Origin of the sequence: Brevundimonas vesicularis, from assembly GCF_032067225.1 — a bacterium.
Taxonomy (GTDB): domain Bacteria; phylum Pseudomonadota; class Alphaproteobacteria; order Caulobacterales; family Caulobacteraceae; genus Brevundimonas; species Brevundimonas vesicularis_F.
The window spans coordinates 54,990-71,337 of record NZ_DAMBJX010000009.1 but is presented as its reverse complement, the minus strand read 5'-3'; the positions used below and the strand labels follow the sequence as shown (position 1 = coordinate 71,337).

Here is a 16,348-nt window from a genome sequence, read left to right as displayed (position 1 = left end):
GGCCTTCTTCTATCGTCGAGGCGGCCTGCTGCGCCTGCTGGCGACGACGACGGGACTTTCCGCGACCGTCATCGTTCTTCATTTCATCGGCATGGCGGCCATCACGGTGACGCCGGACCCGACCGTCGCCGCCGACCAGGGGCTGTCGACCGAGGCGATGAGACTGCTGCTGGCCGCCATTCTGCTGATGATCTGCACGGCCGCCGCCGTCCTAGGGATGATGGCCTATATTTCGCGCGCCACCGCGCTGCGCCGTATCCGCGAGGCGGTGGACGCCATGCCCGATGGTCTAGGCTTCTATGATTCCAAGGATCGGCTGGTGCTTTGGAATGCGCGCTATGCCGAGGTGAACCCCGAGCTTGAGCCGCATCTGGTCGTCGGCCTGACGTTCCGCGAGGCCCTGCGCATCGGCATCGACGAAGGCCGCTATCAGGAGGCGGCCGGCCGCAAAGAGGAATGGCTGAATGAGCGCATGCAGGCGCGTCGTCAGCTATCATCGAACAGCGAGCAACAGGTCGCCGGCGGGCGATGGCTGCGTATTCAGGACCGCCGTACGTCCGAGGGCGGGACGGTCACGGTCTGCAACGACATCACCGATCTGAAGCGCGACGCCGAGGCCCTGTCCGAAGCGCGCGACGCGGCCGAGGCCGCCAATGTGGCCAAGAGCCAGTTTCTGGCGAACATGAGCCATGAGATCCGCACGCCGTTAAACGGTGTGATTGGCCTGTCCCAGGCCCTGGCCAAGACCGATCTGACGGCTGAACAGCGTGAAATGCTGGATCTGATGCAAGCGTCGGGAAAGACGCTGCAGACGCTGCTCAGCGACATCCTGGATCTGGCGCGCGTCGAATCGGGCAAGCTGGAGCTGACCGAAGACGCCTTCGAACTGGCGACGGTCGTGCGCGAAGCGGCTCAGCTCTATGCCGAAAACGCGCGTGAGAAGCATCTCGACTTCCACGTCGATATCGATCTTGAGGACGACGTCTGGATCCTTGGCGATGCGGTGCGCCTGAAGCAGGTGCTGACCAATCTGATCTCGAACGCCGTCAAATTCACCAGCAAGGGATTCGTCGGCCTGATCGTGCAGCGTGGCGCGGACCGCGAGGGCTCGCCCGTGCTGCGCTTCACCGTCGAGGACAGCGGCATCGGCTTTGACGCCGCGACGCGGGCGCGCCTGTTCAGCCGGTTCGAACAGGCCGACGGCGGCATCACGCGCAAATTCGGCGGTTCGGGCCTGGGCCTGTCCATCTGTCGTCAGCTGGCCGAGATGATGGGCGGCGACCTGGGCTGCGAGAGCGAACCCGGCGGCGGCGCGGCCTTTATCCTGACGTTGCCGCTGAGACAGACCCAGGCCCCGTCGCGCAAAGAACCAGCGCCGGCCCAACCCGCCGTCGTCGAGCAGGCGCGGACGATCCGCGTGCTGGTCGCCGACGACCATCCGACCAACCGCCGCGTCATCGAACTGATTCTGGCGCAGACGCCGACGCAGATCGTGATCGCCGAGAACGGCGCCCAGGCGCTGGAAAGTTTCCGGGCCGACACCTTCGACCTAGTGCTGATGGACATGCAGATGCCCATCATGGACGGGCTGACCGCGACGCAGGAGATTCGCCTGCACGAGGCGACGATGGGCCTGGATCGCACGCCGATCGTCATGCTGACCGCCAACGCCATGCCAGAGCACGTCGCCGCCGGACGCGCGGCCGGGGCGGACCACCACCTAGCCAAGCCGTTCAACGCCGCCGAGCTGCTGGGTATCGTCGCGGCGCCGACGTCGCTGCTGAAGGATCGCGCGCGGGCGGCGTGAAGCGGAACCTTTGACGGTTGCGCCTTGGACCTGATGCGTGTAATAGCCCGCGCTCTTGAATTCGAGGGTTCATCACCCCCGCCGCGAGAGCCCCGGGTTGGCGCGGCGTTTCCGTTGTTGTTGAGGCGAGCCACATGGCCGAGATCATTCTGAACGTGGACGTCCGCGATGGCGTCGGCACCGGCGGCGCTCGCGCTGCGCGTCGCGCCGGTTTCGTGCCGGGCGTCCTTTACGGCGGCGAGCAAGCCCCCGTCGCCATTTCGGTGAACGAGAAGGACTTCCGCAAGTCGCTCTACACCGGCAAGCTGCTGGGCCACCTGGTGACCCTGAAGTACGGCGACGAGACCCAGCCGGTCATCGCCAAGGACGTGCAGTTCGACCCCGTTTCGGACCGCCCCCTGCACTTCGACCTGATGCGCGTCGATGAGAAGGCTCCGGTCAAGATCGAAGTGCCGGTGCACTTCCTGAACGCCGATGAAGCGCCCTACTCGCGTCAGGGCGGCTCGCTGGAGATCGTCCGTCACGCCGTCGAGATCCTGGTCCGCGCCGACCAGATCCCGGAAGAGCTGGTTGTCGATCTGGCCAAGGCCGAAATCGGCGACACCATCCGCATCTCGGACATCAAGCTGCCCAAGGGCGCGGAAGCCACCATCACCGACCGCGACTTCGTGATCGCCACGGTCAAGATCTCGTCGGCCGCCCTGTCGGAAGCTGCTGACGAAGCCGCTGACGCCGAGGCCGCCCCGGCCGAGAAGACCGAAGACTGATCCTTCGTCGCTTCGACAAGATCACGCCCCGCCCGGTTCGCCGTGCGGGGCTTTTCTTTGCCTGACGCAAACGGCAAGAGGACGCCATGATCATCATCGCGGGGCTCGGCAATCCGGGCGGGAAATACGAAAAGAACCGGCACAACATCGGCTTCATGGCCGCCGACGAGATCGCGCGCCGCTGGCGGTTCGGTCCTGAACGCGCCAAGTTTCAGTCGATCGTCAGCGAGGGTCTGGTCGACGGGACCAAGGTCCTGCTGATGAAACCCCAGACCTATATGAACGAAAGCGGTCGGGCGGTCGGCGAGGCGGCGCGGTTCTACAAGATCAAGCCGAGCGAAATCATCGTCTTCCACGACGAGATCGACCTGGCCCCTGGGCGGTTCCGTATGAAGACCGGCGGCGGCGCGGCGGGACAGAACGGCATCCGCTCCCTGATCAGTCATCTTGGCGCCGACTTCCGACGTGCGCGCATGGGTATCGGCCATCCCGGCGAGAAGGAACTGGTCATGCCCCACGTTTTGGGCGACTTCCACAAGGCGGAACAGCCGTGGCTGGACGCCATGCTTCAGGCCTGCGCCGACGCCCTGCCCTTCGCGGTGGCGGGCGATGACGAACGCTATCAGGGCGAGGTCATGCGCCTGGCCCCCGCGCCCAAGTTCAGCCCCCGCCAGGCCGCGCGCGGCGAGCTTTAGGACAAACCGCCGCCTATCGCGCCGTAGCAAAACGCCGTAGAGGCCAGACGTGACCCGCGCCCAAGCCGACAATTGGTCGATCTCGCAATCGCTCGCCTTCTTGGCGGCGGTGTTTGCGCTCGTGCTTGGAACTCTGTTGCCGTTCGCGGCTCTCGCGGCGGTCCAGCCGGGCCACCCGCTGGTCATCTGTTCGGCGGAAGGCCCCCAGACGATCCAGTCCGGCGGTATGGACGGCCCGGTCAACAAGCACGTCGGGGCCAAATGCGCCGCCTGCGTCATGCCGTTGGCCGCCGCCCTGCCCTGCCCGCCTGCGCCCGAGCCGGCGCCGGTGTTCCGCACCGTCGAGCGTGTCGTCTATGTCGCCGCCAGCGTCAGCCCGCCGCCGCCCGCGCGCGCGCCGCCGCGTCCGCCGTCCACAGCCCCACCCCACGCCTGAACCAGACTCCAAGCCCGCGCCGGCCCAGCGCCCACGCGTCCTACTGTTCTGATTTCAGGATTTTCATGTCTTCTAAAATGACGGCGGCGCCCTCTGCGGTGCGCCCCTATCGATCGGACGACCTGTTCGGCGCCTATCGCGCGGTCTGGCGTTGGCACTTCTATGCCGGCGTCTTCGTCATGCCGGTGCTGATGCTGCTGGCCCTGACGGGGGGGCTTTATCTGTTCAAGGACGAGATCGACGGCTTTCTGTATCGCGACATGATCCGCGTGCCGGCGCTTCAGACCCAAGCGGCGCCGGACGCCTGGGTGGCTTCGGTCGCCCAGGCCGCAGGCGGCGGGCGGGTCGCCAATCTGGTCATGCCTGCGCGCGACGATCAGGCGATCCGGCTGCGGGTGGATCGACCCGACGGCGTGCAGAAGACGGTCTTCGTCGATCCGCACACCGGCCGGGCCACCGGCGTCATTCCGGCCGGCGGGTTCATGGAGCTGGTCAAGAAGACACACAGCCTGACCCTGCTGGGGCGGCCGTTCAACATCCTGGTCGAAATCGTCGCCGGCTGGACGATCATCCTGTTCGCCACGGGGCTTTATCTGTGGTGGCCGCGCGGCCGGGGCGTGGCGACCTTTGCACCGCAAACGACAGACAGCCGCCGCCGACCGTTCTGGCGCGACCTGCATGCACTGACGGGTTTCTATGTCGGCGGAGTGGTGCTGTTTCTGGCCGTGACCGGCATGCCGTGGTCCGCGGTCTGGGGCGACAAGGTCATGGGGGCGGTCAAGGAGACAGGGCTGGGGCGGCCGCCCGCACCCGTCGCCGGCGCCTGGCAGAGGGCGCAGCACCACGATGCGCCGGTCGGGGCCGGCTGGACCATGGAGGGCATGGTGATGACCCACGACCACGCCGTTCATGGCGGCCTGGCGCAGGTTCTGAGAGTGGCGGATCAGGCCAGCCTGGCGCGCCCCTATACGGTGAACATCCCCAAGGCCGACGCCACCGCCTATACGCTGACGACTCAGGCGACGCGGGTTCAGGACAGCCGGTCGCTCTATGTCGATGCGGCCTCCGGACGGCTGCTGGGCGACATCGGCTATGACCAGTTCGGCGCCGGCGCAAAGGCCATCGAGTTCGGCATCTATACGCACCAGGGCACGCAGTTCGGACAGGCGAACCGCATCGTCATGCTGCTGGGCTGCATCGGCGTGTGGCTATTGGCGATCAGCGGCCTGGTCATGTGGTGGAAGCGCTGCCCGCCCAATCTGTCGCGCCGACGCCTGGGCGCCCCGCCCGCCCCGCCGGGACCGCGTGCGCGCGCCGCTGTCCTGGGCATCGTCCTGCCCCTCGCCATCCTCTATCCCCTGACGGGACTGAGCCTGATCGCGGCCGTATTGCTCGACCGAGCCCTGCGTCCGATGATCCGGCGCCGTCCCGCCGCCTCGTGAAAGACCTGACGCCATGAAGATCAAACTCGCCCTTGCCGCCGCCGCCCTGTCGCTGGCGGCCTGCAATCCGTCCGAGCCGGCCAAGGCGCCCGCCGCTGAGACGCCGACGGCGACCGCCGCCGTGACCGCGACCGACGCCTGGTGCCGCCCGTCGCCGAACGGAGCCAAGGCCGGCGGCTGCTACGTCACCCTGACCGCTGCGACCGACGACCGACTGACGGGCGGATCGACACCGCGCGCCGGATCGCTTCAGGTCCACGAGATGAAGACCGAGAACGGCATGATGAAGATGGCCGAGCTGACGGCGGGCCTGCCCCTGCCCGCCGGTCAGGCCGTGGCCTTGGCGCCGGGCGGCAACCACCTGATGCTGATCGGCCTGACCGCCCCACTGGTCGCCGGCGAGACTGTGCCGCTGACCTTCCAGTTCGCCTCGGCGCCGACGATCACCGTTCAGGCGCAGGTTCGCCAACCGGCCATGGAAGGCATGGATCACGGCGCCCACTGACCTCAGTTGAAGCGCGAGCCTGACAAACCGGTTCGAACCCGCTAAAGGCTCGCGCCTCACGAGGAATACCATGGCTCTTAAAGTCGCGATCGTCGGCCTGCCCAACGTCGGCAAGTCCACCCTGTTCAACGCCCTGACCAAGACGGCGGCGGCCCAGGCGGCCAACTATCCTTTCTGCACCATCGAGCCGAACACCGGCGATGTGGCGGTGCCCGAGGCGCGTCTGAACGCCTTGGCCGAGATCGCTGGATCGAAAGAGATCATCCCGGCCCGCATCACCTTCGTCGACGTCGCCGGTCTGGTGCGTGGCGCGTCCAAGGGCGAAGGCCTGGGCAACCAGTTCCTGGCCAACATCCGCGACTGCGACGCCGTGGCCTTCGTCGCCCGCTGCTTCGTGGATGACGACATCACCCACGTCGAGGACCGCATCGATCCGATCGCCGACCTGGAGATCATCGAGACCGAACTGATGCTGGCCGACATGGAAAGTCTGGAGCGTCGCCGGCCGCAGCTGGAGAAGCGCGCCAAGGGCGGCGACAAGGAATCCGTCCTGACGCTGAAGCTGGTCGATCTGGCCCTGGCCCAGCTGAACGCCGGCAAGCCCGCGCGCACCGCCGAGGTGTCCAAGGAGGACATCAAGGCTTGGCACATGCTGCAACTGCTGACGGCGCTTCCCGCGCTTTATGTCTCGAACGTCGAGGAGGGCTCGGCCGACAAAGGCAACGACCTGTCCGACAAGGTCGCGGCTCGCGCCGCCCAGGACAACGCCAACTCTGTCGTCATCTCGGCCCAGATCGAGTCCGAGATCGCCGTGCTGGACGACGAGGAACAGAAGGAGTTCCTAGAGACCCTGGGTCTGGAAGAGCCCGGCCTGAACCGTCTGATCCGCGAGGCCTACAAGCTGCTGGGCCTGCAGACCTATTTCACGGTCGGTCCCAAGGAGGCCCGCGCCTGGACCATCAATGTCGGCGACACCGCGCCCCAGGCGGCCGGCGTGATCCATACCGACTTCGAAAAGGGCTTCATCCGCGCCGAGACCATCGCCTTCGACGACTTTGTCGCTCTGCGCGGCGAAGCCAAGGCGCGCGAGGCCGGCAAGCTGCGCGCCGAAGGCAAGTCCTATGTCGTCAAGGACGGCGACGTGATGAACTTCCTGTTCAACTAGGCGGCCCGGCAGGCGGGGTTTCGGCCCCGTCCTTCTTCATCATCTTTTCCAGCGGATTGGCGGGATCGGGTGCGCGCGGCGAACCGGGGCAGCGCGCAAGTTTCACCGTCTTCATGTCCTGATCGACATAGGTCAGGTTCATCACGTCGCCGCTCGTGCTCATATGCACCCGCTCGGTCTGAGCCCGCCCCGCGCATCGCAGAACCGCGACATAGCCGGAACCCGTCTCATCGATGCTGGCGATGTCGCAGTTGCGGCCATAGGCGTCGAAGCGCAGCGGCGTCAGGGTGATCGGAGTGCGTTCGCCCTGGGGTCGGGCGCACCATTGCGGGTTCGCCGCCCAGACGCCCACGAAACTGCGCGGCCCGCGTCCAGCCAGAGAAGACGGTCCAGGCGGTTCGACCGGCTGCATGGCCTCGGGCGTGCGCAGGGGCGCCGCCGGTTCGTTCGGCGGATTGACCTCGTGATCGCCGCAGGCGGCCAGAAGGGCGATCGTACCCGCCATCGGGATCAAGGCTGTTTTCATTTCGCCACAACGCCACGGCCAAGGTTCGGGTTCAATCCGAGGTCCAGCGCCAGCGGCTGCAATCGGATTCAGCTCAGAACCACCCGGCCGTCGATCATCCGGAAGGCCACGCCGGTGCGCTGGAACAGGCGGGCGATGACGGCGGACGGATCGGGCGCGCCTTGGTCCAGCAGCCGCTCGACATCGCCGCGCAGTGACGGGTCGCGCGATGTCCGGGTCAGGGCCGTCAACCATTCCTCGCGGCTGAGCACGCCGTCCGGCTGGCGCAGCAGAGGTCTGAGGAAGTCGAACCAGTCGCCGCCGGTCCGCTGGCGTTGCGCGCCCTCCGCCGCCAGGGCGAAGACGGCCCCGCAGGCGTAGTAGGCGCGGTGTTCGCCCCGGGCGCCGGCCTGGGCGACCGGCTTGCGCGCCAGGCTGACGCAGTCGTCCACCTCGGACTGAAGCTCGGCCCGGTCGTCATAGTTTGCATCGAGGGCCTTCAGGGCGCGCACGGCCATCAGGTCGGCCCCGCCCTCGGTGATCCAGGCCTCGTCGGCGAAGGCGTATCGCACCGTCTGTCCCAGCCAGAAATGCGCCCCCTCATGGCCGATGAACCAGCGCGAACGCTCCACGATTTCCGGCTGCGGCGAGGTCACGCCCCGCCCCTCGAACGACATGACGATCAGGCCCGGAAGGACGCTGCCGCCCATGCTCGTCATGCTTTCGGTCGGCCCGTTCCAGGCCACCATGACGATGGGCGTATCGCCGCCGGAGCCCGGCGCGCCGAGGCGATCGCGGTAGTAATGACCGACATGCGGCGCAAAGCCCCGGATCTCCTCGCCGATCCACGGCGGCAGATTGGGGTCCATAACGGTCGACAGGCCATCGCCCGGCGTCACCGTCGCCTCGCCCAGCAGGACATAGCTGCGCTCGTCCGTCGTGGTCAGTTCGTCGCGGCGGCGCCCGTTGAACAGGACGGGTCCGTTCTCGTCCCGCCAGGTCACGCGCGAGGGACCGCCATCCAGGCGGATTCGGTTCAGGTCGTCAGGCACCTGTTCAGCCGCCTGGGCCGACGGCAGGGCGAAGACGTCCAGTTGCCGGGTCGGCAGGGCCACGGCGCCATTGGAGAACAGCAGGGTCGGATATTCGGCCTCAAGATCCACCGCCTGCGGTCGAACGCGGAAGCGGACTTCGCGCGGCACGGGACCGCCATCCGTGCTGCGGATGATGTCGTAATGACCGCGTCGCTCCATGACGACGCCGGGCGTCTCGACCGTCCATTGCCGCGGCCGCCAGGGCTGGCGTGAATCCTGTTCCAGCGCCGAATCCTGGAAGGCCCAGACCGGCACGTCGCGCCCGAAGCGATAATCGATGTTGAGGTGATCGCCGTCGCGGGTCACCGTCACCTGGGGTCCGCCTTCCTCTTGAAAGGTCGCCGGCGCCGACATGGGCCCGGCGGCGCACGCGCCGCTCATTAGGGCGAGGGCCAAAACGGCGGGCGAGGCGAAGGCGTGGACGCGCAAGGGCGATCTCCTGAAGGGCGCTCGGCGCGAAGCCTAGCGGTCGTCAACGCGCCGCGTCAGCTTACGGTTTCGTCAGGCTGACGCCCGTTCCAAGGCGCGCCCCGCCGCCGCCAGTTCGCCGGCCATCACGGCCTTCAGTCGCTGTGGCGCCAGGATCTGCACCTGCTCGCCCCAGGTGAAAAGATGCCAGGCCAACTCGCGCATGCCCGAAGCGCGGAACCGCACGATCACGCCGCCGTCCCACTGATCCTCGAACGACTGGGTCGGGTGCCAGCGCCAGCCCCTGGCCTCGGCCGCGCCCTCGGGCGCGATGCGCAGCACGACGTCCTCGATCTCGTCCTGATAGATGCCGAAGGACTGGCTGGCGAAGACGCCGAGGTCGAAATCGGCGGGCGGCACGGCCATCCCCTCCTGCGGGGCGACGTGGCTCATTCGGTCCAGGCGGAAGGTCTGGATGCGGCTCGTCTCGCGGTCGGCGGCGACCAGATAGTTGGCCCGGCCGAACATGACGCCGCACGGCGCCACGCTGCGCCGACGCGGCTCGGCCCCCGGACGGGAATAGGTGAAGCCCAGCGGCTGCTGCGCCAGCACCGCCGCGCGGATGGCGGTCAGCATGGCTTCGTCGGCGGAGGGTCGAGGGCCGGCCTGGACCGCGATGGTCTCGGCTCGGACCAACGCCTCCAGATCGGGCGCCATCCGGTTCAGAGTGGTCGAACGCATCGCCGCCTTCAGCTTGCGCTCCAGCCCCTCCAGCGCCGTGGCGCGCGCCGGTTCGCCGGCGGCGCGCAGGGCGGTCGCGGCCTTGGACAGTTCCAGCATTTCGGTCGCCGTCGGGGCCTGTTCGAAGGCCGACAGGCCGCCCCGGATGCGCCATCGTTTGGACGGCGGGTCCGAGACCTCGTCCACCTGAGGGAACAGCATCAGAACCGCGTCGCGCATCCGTTCGGCGGTGCGACGGCCGACGCGCATGTCGCGCGCGATCTCGTCCAGGCTCAGCCCTTCGGCGCTGGCGGCCATTCGGCGCGCCAGATCGATCACCATCGCCGCCTTGTCGTGTCTCAATGCCTTCACCAACCCCTACGTCCGTTTCTGACGCAACACTGCTTCATAACGACATCATCGACAAGAGGCCCCCGCTTCAGGAGATCATCAGATGGCGCATTTCCAACCCGCCCAGACCGTCAACGCCAGCCGCTACATCATCGTGCCGTGCGAGGCCGATGGCTCGTCCGACCTCGCCGTGATCTGGGACCGGCTGGAGGAACAGGTGGTCGACGTCATTTCGGCCGCCGCCAGCAGCCGCTATTCGGATGAGGACATGCTGTGGGACGAAGGCCGCGCCGGCGACATGGCCCCGGAATGGCGGATGGCCGCCTGAGCTCAAGCCGCCTTCGGCTTGGTCCAGCGATCGATCATGCGCTGGGCCGGCTGCTCGACTAGTCGGTGCGCCACGACGGCGACCGCAACGATGAAGCAGAACATGGCGACGGCGAACAGGTCGTTCAGCCAGACAGAGCCAAAGTCGATGCGACGAACCGGTACGAGGTCCAGCTTCCTGGCCACGATCATCATCACGGTCAGGATGAACATGTGGACCATGTAGATGGCGAACGACCATCGTCCCAAGGTGACCAGAGCTGGGTGATCCAGCACGCGTGACAACGCCCCCTCCTCGCCGGCGAAGACCCAGATCAGCGCCACGAAGATCAGCGTGACCGCCACGGTGATCGGCCCCTGAGCATAGCCGATGAAGACACAGGCCGCGACGATGGCCGCGATCTCCAATAGCGTCGCGGCGCCGCCCTTGAGCCGCGGAATGCGGGTCCAGAGCCCTTGGAGCAGGCAGCCCAGGAAGAAGCTACAGACCGCGCGCGGCACGGCGAAGTCATAGGTCGTGTTCATCCAGCGCCGGGCGTAGCTGAGCACCAGCACGCCGCCGATGATCGCCAGCACCAACCCGATCCAGCGGAACCGTTTGGGCGCAATCAGCACCAGACCCGCGAAGATCAGATAGCAGGCCCATTCGGCGCTGAGCGTCCACGACGGCCCGTTCCAGGTCAGATAGGGATGCACATGCCAGGCCTGGATCAGCGCCAGATTGGTGAAGATCGCCTCGATCGACCGATCCCGCGTGAAAGGCGGCGCGCTGTCGAAATGGAAGACAAGCCGCGCCAGCTCCAATCCGATGAAGGCCGCCAGCATCAGCAGATGCAGCGGCCAGATCCGCCCGAAGCGCCGCACCATGAACCGCCCGGCGTCGCGTCCCGACTTCAGTCGGTTCGCATAAGCATGGGCAATGACGAAGCCCGACAGGACGAAGAAATAGTCGACGAACAGATAGGAATGCTGAATGAAACCCCAGTCGCGCCAATGACTTGCGACCGGCATGTGGAACATCACGACAAGGATGGCGCACACGCCCCGCAGGGAATCCAGAGCCTCGAAACGGCGATGGGCGGCAGGAAGGTGTCCGGACAGCGTGTTCACGGACGCGTGATAGCGCCGGTCAAGGTTGCGCGATAGGGGTCTGAAGAGACTTCAGTCCGAGCCGGCTTTGACCGCGAGAACAGCGCGACCGCAAAGGTCGCGCAGAACCGCCTGGTCGACATCTTCCAAACGCGAAACATAGAGGCAGCCCACGCCGGTCTTCACCTTGCCCAGGCGGGCGATAAGCTCGGCTCGTTCAGAGAAATCCACAGCGGCATAAAGCACCAGATTGGCTTTTCGCGGCGAGAAGCTGATCAGCGGCCAGCCGCCCTTTGGGCCGCCGTCGTTGCCGAACCCGACGATGGACGATCCCCAGAGCACGGCCGGTTCACCGGTGATCTCCGACATCAGTGCGGCGACGGCGTGAGCATCAGACCGTCGGCGTGGATCGTCGATCGCAGACAAGAAGTCATCGACAGAGGCGTCTGTGGGGCCGGTCTTGGGCTTGCTGGCCATGGCTCAAAGCCCCTTCACGATCCCTTCGACCATCTTCTTGGCGTCGGCGAACAGCATCATGGTGTTGTCGCGGAAGAAGAGTTCGTTCTCGACCCCGGCATAGCCCGAGCCCATGCCGCGCTTGATGAACAGCACCGTGCCGGCCTTTTCCACATCCAGGATCGGCATGCCGTAGATGGCGCTGGTCGGGTCGGTCTTGGCCGCCGGGTTGGTCACGTCATTGGCGCCGATGACGAAGGCGACGTCGGCGGTGGCGAACTCGGCGTTGATGTCCTCCAGTTCGAACACCTCGTCATAGGGAACGTTGGCCTCGGCCAGCAGGACGTTCATATGGCCCGGCATCCGGCCGGCGACGGGGTGGATGGCGTATTTCACTTCGACGCCCTCCTCCTTCAGCTTGTCAGCCATTTCACGCAGGGCGTGCTGGGCCTGCGCCACCGCCATGCCGTAACCGGGCACGATGATGACCTTGGACGCGTTCTTCATGATGAAGGCGGCGTCCTCGGCCGAGCCCTGTTTGACCGGGCGCGTCTCCTTGGCGCCGCCGGGACCGGCCGCCGCATCGCCGCCGCCGAAGCCGCCCAGGATGACGCTGATGAAGCTGCGGTTCATGCCCTTGCACATGATGTAGCTGAGGATCGCGCCCGACGATCCGACCAGGGCGCCGGTGATGATCAGGGCGATGTTCTCCAACGTGAAGCCCAGCGCCGCCGCCGCCCAGCCGGAATAGGAGTTCAGCATCGACACCACGACCGGCATGTCGGCCCCGCCGATGGGTATGATCAGGGTCGCGCCCAAAACGAGCGCGATCAGGAAGACGCCCCAGAAGGCCCAGGTCGCCGCGCCATTCGTGCCGATCAGGATGCCGATCAGGAAGACCAGACCCAGCGCCAGGCCGACATTGATCAGATGCCGCGCCGGCAGGATGATCGGCGCGCCGCTCATGTTGCCATTCAGCTTGGCGAAGGCGATGACCGAGCCGGTGAACGTGATGGCCCCGATGGCGACGCCGAGGCTGAGTTCGATGATCGACAGCGTCTTGATGCCGTTTCCGTCGTCGGACAGGATTCCAAAGGCCTCGGGCGCATAGATCGCGCCGATGGCGACGAGGCAGGCGGCCATGCCGACCAGACTGTGGAAGGCCGCGACCAGCTGCGGCATGTCGGTCATGGCCACGCGCTTGGCGATCAGGGCGCCCGCCCCGCCCCCGACGATGACGCCGCCCGCGATCAGGGCCAGGGTCACGGTATCCAGCGCACCCGTCGCGCCCAGCGTCAGTAGGGTCACGCCGATGGCCAGGGCCATGCCGACCATGCCGAAGGTGTTGCCCTGACGGCTGGTCTCCGGGCTGGACAGCCCCCGTAACGACAGGATGAACAGGACGCCCGAAACCAGATAGGCCAGTGCGGCCAGCGATGCGTTCATCACGCCCCTCCCCTCAAGACGTGCGGGCCAACCGCCACAGGGCGGCGGCGATGAACAGCGGGCCGATGAAGAACAGGGCCCATTCGAAGACGCCCAGCGGCCGGTCCTGCGTCACCACGCGAACCAGAATGGCCGAAAAGACCAGAGCGATGCCGCAGTCGTGCAGCCGCTGGCGTTTGATCGGGGTCTTGGCCCCGAACCAGCCGTACAGCCACAGGCCGAAACCGATGCCGGTCGCGACCCAAGACCCAGTGATGGCGATCTGCGCAGCGTCGATCATTTCGACCGCTTGGCAAAAGGCGCCAAGGTGCGGCGTCGAATGGCGCAGAAGCCAGTTACAGCAAATACCGCAGCAGCGACGGCCATCAGGCCTGCATAGAGCCAATCTTGATCTCTAACGCCTTCGATCGCCCGCCAGGCCCAGAGCCCGGTCACGGTCGGAAACAAGAGAATGCCGACGACAATCTCCACCGTGGATCGCGCGGCTTTCGACAGGCGACCGCTAAAAATGACCAACACGATCACTAAAGCTATAACGACGGCTCCGATCACCGTCACAACAGCGTCCATCGGCAAACCGATCACTTCGCCCCCTTCGGAGCGACGGGCCGCTCCTTCTTCTTGTACATGGCCAGCATTCGCCGCGTGACCATGAAGCCGCCGAAGATGTTGACGCTGGCCAGGGTGACGGCGACGACGCCGGCGCCCTTGGCGATCCAGGCGCTGGGGCCGGTTGCGTCACCGGACACAGCCGCCGACGCGATCAGGCCGCCGACGATGATGACGCTGGAAATGGCGTTGGTCACAGCCATCAGCGGCGTATGCAGGGCCGGCGTCACGCTCCAGACGACATAATAGCCGACGAAGATCGCCAGTACGAAGATGGCCAGGCGGAAGACGGTGGGATCGACGTGTTCCATGTCAGGTTTTCTGCTCCAATCGAGCATCGATGCTGATGAGAAGTCTCAGGACTCCCCCGTTGATGACGCTGCCGAAAAAGATCGGCCCGACTTTGGTAAGCGCCCTGCCGAATGCTGCGCCGGACTGGTCCTGCACGAATGCAAACATCAGCAGAAACAGGCAGAAGACAGCTCCGCCGAAAATCACGATCAAGGAAAAAATCGACAGAGCATTACGAAGGCCAGACCCGATCATCCCCGCACCCCCTCATGCACCACGGCCCCGCCGTCTGTGACTACCGCCGCCTTCAGGATCTCGTCTTCGAGATCGACAGCCAGACCGCCGTCCTTGATCAATAGGCCGACGAAGGCGGTGAGGTTGCGAGCGTAGAGGGCGCTGGCGTCGGCGGCGATGCGGCCGGGCAGGTTCGACCAGCCGACGATGGTGACGCCGTTCGCGGTGGTCACGACCTCGTTCAGCTTGGAGCCCTCGACATTGCCGCCCGCCTCAACCGCCAGATCGATGATGACCGAGCCGGGCTTCATCGAGGCGACATGGGCGGCGGTCAGCAGCACCGGGGCGGCGCGGCCGGGGATCAGGGCCGTGGTGATGACCACGTCCTGTTTGACCACATGGCTGGCGGTCAGTTCGGCCTGTTTGGCCTGATACTCTGCCGACATGGGCTTGGCGTAGCCGCCGGCGGTCTGGGCGTTCCTGAACTCCTCGTCCTCGACGGCCAGGAATTTGGCGCCCAGGCTCTCGACCTGTTCCTTAGTCGCGGGGCGGACGTCGGTGGCGGTGACGACGGCGCCCAGGCGACGCGCGGTGGCGATGGCCTGCAAGCCCGCGACGCCCACCCCCATGATGAAGACCTTTGCGGCGGCGACCGTGCCGGCCGCCGTCATCATCATCGGGAAGCCCTTGCCGTAGGCGTAAGCCGCCTCGATCACCGCGCGGTATCCCGCAAGGTTGGCCTGGGACGACAAGACGTCCATGACCTGGGCGCGGGTGATGCGGGGCACGAACTCCATGGCGAAGGCGGTGGCGTTGGCCCCGGCCAGGGCGTCGACGGTCGCCTTATCCCGATAAGCGTCCAGCATGGCGATAACGACGGCGCCGGGCTTCAGCGCGCTGGTTTCCTGGGCCGTAGGGCCGCGCACCTTCAGCACGATGTCGGCGCCGTCCAGCACGGCGCGGGTGTCCGGCTTCACCACCGCGCCGGCGGCGGCGTAGTCGGCGTCGGGAATAGAGGAGCCAAGGCCGGTCCCGGCCTCGACCGTGACGGTCGCCCCCAGGGCGATCAGCTTCTTGACCGTCTCGGGCGTGACGGCGCAGCGCGTCTCGCCTTCGCGACGTTCACGGGTGACGGCGATAGCGACGGCCAAGCGAATCCCCTCGTTCTTTTCGTTGAACGAAGGTTAGGCCGTTCCGGCGCAAGCCGTCAAAGCACGGTTACGCTAAAGCTTGGCGAGGGCACGTGATTTCAGACCACCGCAAGGCGATCCGATGCAAGGCTCAGTGCGCGGCGCCCGGCTTGGACTTCAGAGCCACGAAACCGACGCCGCCCAGAACGACTGCGCCGATGACGGCGGCCATGAAGCTGCCGCCCGGGTGGAACCACAGGGTCAGGAACAGCAGCAGCACGGCGATGGCCAGGCTGCCCCACTTGGCCAGGTTCAGGAACAGGCGGTAGGTCGAGACCTGTTCGCGCACTTCCATATGGCCGTGCAGATAGGCTTGCGCATCGGCGTCGGCAGGTGCGTTCGCGGTGTCGTGCAGGTCGGCCATTCGTGGAATCCCCTCGTCGTTATCGCGGACTTACACCGAGGCGACCGCCCCGCTCAAGCCCGCATTCATGCCCTGGTCAGGCCAGCGCCTCGAACTGATCGACCAGCCGCTCCAGCCTCTGACAGCCGACGCTCCAGAAAGCCGGGTTGCGCGGGTCCAGACCGAACGGCTTCAACGCCTCGACGTAGGTCCGCGATCCGCCGCCGGCCAGAAGCTCGCGATAAAGCGGCGTGAAGCCGGCCGGATCGTTGCGACGCGCCTCCATCAACGCCGCCACCAGCAGGTCGCCGAACGCGTAGGCGTACACATAGAAGGGCGAATGGACGAAGTGGCTGACGTAGGCCCACCAGTGTTCATAACCGGGGTTCAGCTTGACCGACGGCCCCAGGGAGGCGCCCATTTCCTCAAGCCACAGCTGATTGATCCGCTGTTGCGACACCTCGCCCT

20 protein-coding genes and 1 pseudogene are annotated in these 16,348 nt (G+C 66.4%); 8 read left to right on the top strand and 13 right to left on the bottom strand.

The genetic code is table 11. The annotated features are described in order from the left end of the window. From RT123_RS03940 to ychF, 7 genes are all read left to right on the top strand, one after another. Positions 1 to 1,807, top strand: a 1,807-nt coding sequence (locus RT123_RS03940) for an ATP-binding protein (RefSeq protein ID WP_313007976.1), incomplete at its 5' end; no start/stop codon positions are given. Positions 1,808 to 1,941: 134 nt separating this feature from the next. Further along, entirely contained in the window at positions 1,942 to 2,574 is a 633-nt protein-coding gene (locus tag RT123_RS03935; protein ID WP_045810293.1) for a 50S ribosomal protein L25/general stress protein Ctc, read from the top strand. Between the two features lie 86 nt (positions 2,575 to 2,660). Further along, the gene (pth, locus tag RT123_RS03930; protein ID WP_165115919.1) at positions 2,661 to 3,269 is read left to right on the top strand and encodes an aminoacyl-tRNA hydrolase; all 609 of its coding nucleotides are present in this window, start codon (positions 2,661 to 2,663) and stop codon (positions 3,267 to 3,269) included. 49 nt (positions 3,270 to 3,318) lie between these two features. Then, on the top strand, positions 3,319 to 3,705 hold the full coding sequence (locus RT123_RS03925) for a hypothetical protein (RefSeq protein ID WP_313007974.1): 387 nt from the start codon (positions 3,319 to 3,321) through the stop codon (positions 3,703 to 3,705). A gap of 65 nt (positions 3,706 to 3,770) precedes the next feature. Beyond that, entirely contained in the window at positions 3,771 to 5,147 is a 1,377-nt protein-coding gene (locus RT123_RS03920) for a PepSY domain-containing protein (protein WP_313007972.1), read from the top strand. A gap of 13 nt (positions 5,148 to 5,160) precedes the next feature. Beyond that, entirely contained in the window at positions 5,161 to 5,652 is a 492-nt protein-coding gene (locus RT123_RS03915) for a copper chaperone PCu(A)C (RefSeq protein WP_313007971.1), read from the top strand. 70 nt (positions 5,653 to 5,722) lie between these two features. Continuing rightward, positions 5,723 to 6,817, top strand: a complete 1,095-nt coding sequence (gene ychF, locus RT123_RS03910) for a redox-regulated ATPase YchF (RefSeq protein ID WP_066623261.1) — start codon at positions 5,723 to 5,725, stop codon at positions 6,815 to 6,817. On the opposite strand, the gene RT123_RS03905 is transcribed toward ychF, so the two are convergent. The 3 genes from RT123_RS03905 to RT123_RS03895 form a co-directional block, all read right to left on the bottom strand. Beyond that, entirely contained in the window at positions 6,810 to 7,322 is a 513-nt protein-coding gene (locus RT123_RS03905) for a hypothetical protein (RefSeq protein ID WP_313007970.1), read from the bottom strand. The two genes, ychF and RT123_RS03905, sit on opposite strands and share 8 nt — an antisense overlap. Before the next feature lie 89 nt (positions 7,323 to 7,411). Next, on the bottom strand, positions 7,412 to 8,845 hold the full coding sequence (locus tag RT123_RS03900; protein WP_313007969.1) for a hypothetical protein: 1,434 nt from the start codon (positions 8,843 to 8,845) through the stop codon (positions 7,412 to 7,414). A 72-nt stretch (positions 8,846 to 8,917) separates the two neighbouring features. Then, positions 8,918 to 9,907, bottom strand: coding sequence for a WYL domain-containing protein (locus RT123_RS03895; protein WP_313007981.1), 990 nt, complete (start codon positions 9,905 to 9,907; stop codon positions 8,918 to 8,920). Positions 9,908 to 9,998: 91 nt separating this feature from the next. Between RT123_RS03895 and RT123_RS03890 the strand changes: the two genes are divergently transcribed. Then, positions 9,999 to 10,223, top strand: coding sequence for a hypothetical protein (locus RT123_RS03890; protein ID WP_045810302.1), 225 nt, complete (start codon positions 9,999 to 10,001; stop codon positions 10,221 to 10,223). 2 nt (positions 10,224 to 10,225) lie between these two features. On the opposite strand, the gene RT123_RS03885 is transcribed toward RT123_RS03890, so the two are convergent. The 10 genes and pseudogenes from RT123_RS03885 to RT123_RS03840 all read right to left on the bottom strand — a co-directional run. Further along, positions 10,226 to 11,332, bottom strand: coding sequence for an acyltransferase (locus RT123_RS03885; RefSeq protein WP_313007967.1), 1,107 nt, complete (start codon positions 11,330 to 11,332; stop codon positions 10,226 to 10,228). 51 nt (positions 11,333 to 11,383) lie between these two features. After that, positions 11,384 to 11,788, bottom strand: coding sequence for a DUF1801 domain-containing protein (locus tag RT123_RS03880; RefSeq protein ID WP_313007966.1), 405 nt, complete (start codon positions 11,786 to 11,788; stop codon positions 11,384 to 11,386). A gap of 3 nt (positions 11,789 to 11,791) precedes the next feature. Then, positions 11,792 to 13,213 (bottom strand): NAD(P)(+) transhydrogenase (Re/Si-specific) subunit beta, encoded by a 1,422-nt coding sequence (locus RT123_RS03875; protein WP_313007965.1) that lies wholly within the window; start codon positions 13,211 to 13,213, stop codon positions 11,792 to 11,794. Between the two features lie 13 nt (positions 13,214 to 13,226). After that, the gene (locus tag RT123_RS03870) at positions 13,227 to 13,493 is read right to left on the bottom strand and encodes a hypothetical protein (protein WP_313007963.1); all 267 of its coding nucleotides are present in this window, start codon (positions 13,491 to 13,493) and stop codon (positions 13,227 to 13,229) included. Next, complete coding sequence (locus tag RT123_RS03865; protein ID WP_313007962.1) at positions 13,490 to 13,783, bottom strand: hypothetical protein; 294 nt, start codon at positions 13,781 to 13,783, stop codon at positions 13,490 to 13,492. Before RT123_RS03865 ends, RT123_RS03870 begins: the two co-directional genes overlap by 4 nt. An 11-nt stretch (positions 13,784 to 13,794) precedes the next feature. After that, positions 13,795 to 14,133, bottom strand: coding sequence for an NAD(P) transhydrogenase subunit alpha (locus RT123_RS03860; protein ID WP_313007960.1), 339 nt, complete (start codon positions 14,131 to 14,133; stop codon positions 13,795 to 13,797). Position 14,134: 1 nt separating this feature from the next. Beyond that, entirely contained in the window at positions 14,135 to 14,326 is a 192-nt protein-coding gene (locus RT123_RS03855; RefSeq protein WP_292078557.1) for a hypothetical protein, read from the bottom strand. A 38-nt stretch (positions 14,327 to 14,364) separates the two neighbouring features. After that, positions 14,365 to 15,498: a Re/Si-specific NAD(P)(+) transhydrogenase subunit alpha gene (locus RT123_RS03850; RefSeq protein WP_313007958.1), complete on the bottom strand. Its 1,134-nt coding sequence runs from the start codon at positions 15,496 to 15,498 to the stop codon at positions 14,365 to 14,367. Positions 15,499 to 15,628: 130 nt separating this feature from the next. Continuing rightward, positions 15,629 to 15,901: an aa3-type cytochrome c oxidase subunit IV gene (locus RT123_RS03845; RefSeq protein ID WP_017505952.1), complete on the bottom strand. Its 273-nt coding sequence runs from the start codon at positions 15,899 to 15,901 to the stop codon at positions 15,629 to 15,631. 76 nt (positions 15,902 to 15,977) lie between these two features. Beyond that, a pseudogene (locus RT123_RS03840) lies at positions 15,978 to 16,348 on the bottom strand (oligoendopeptidase F); the annotation flags it as partial.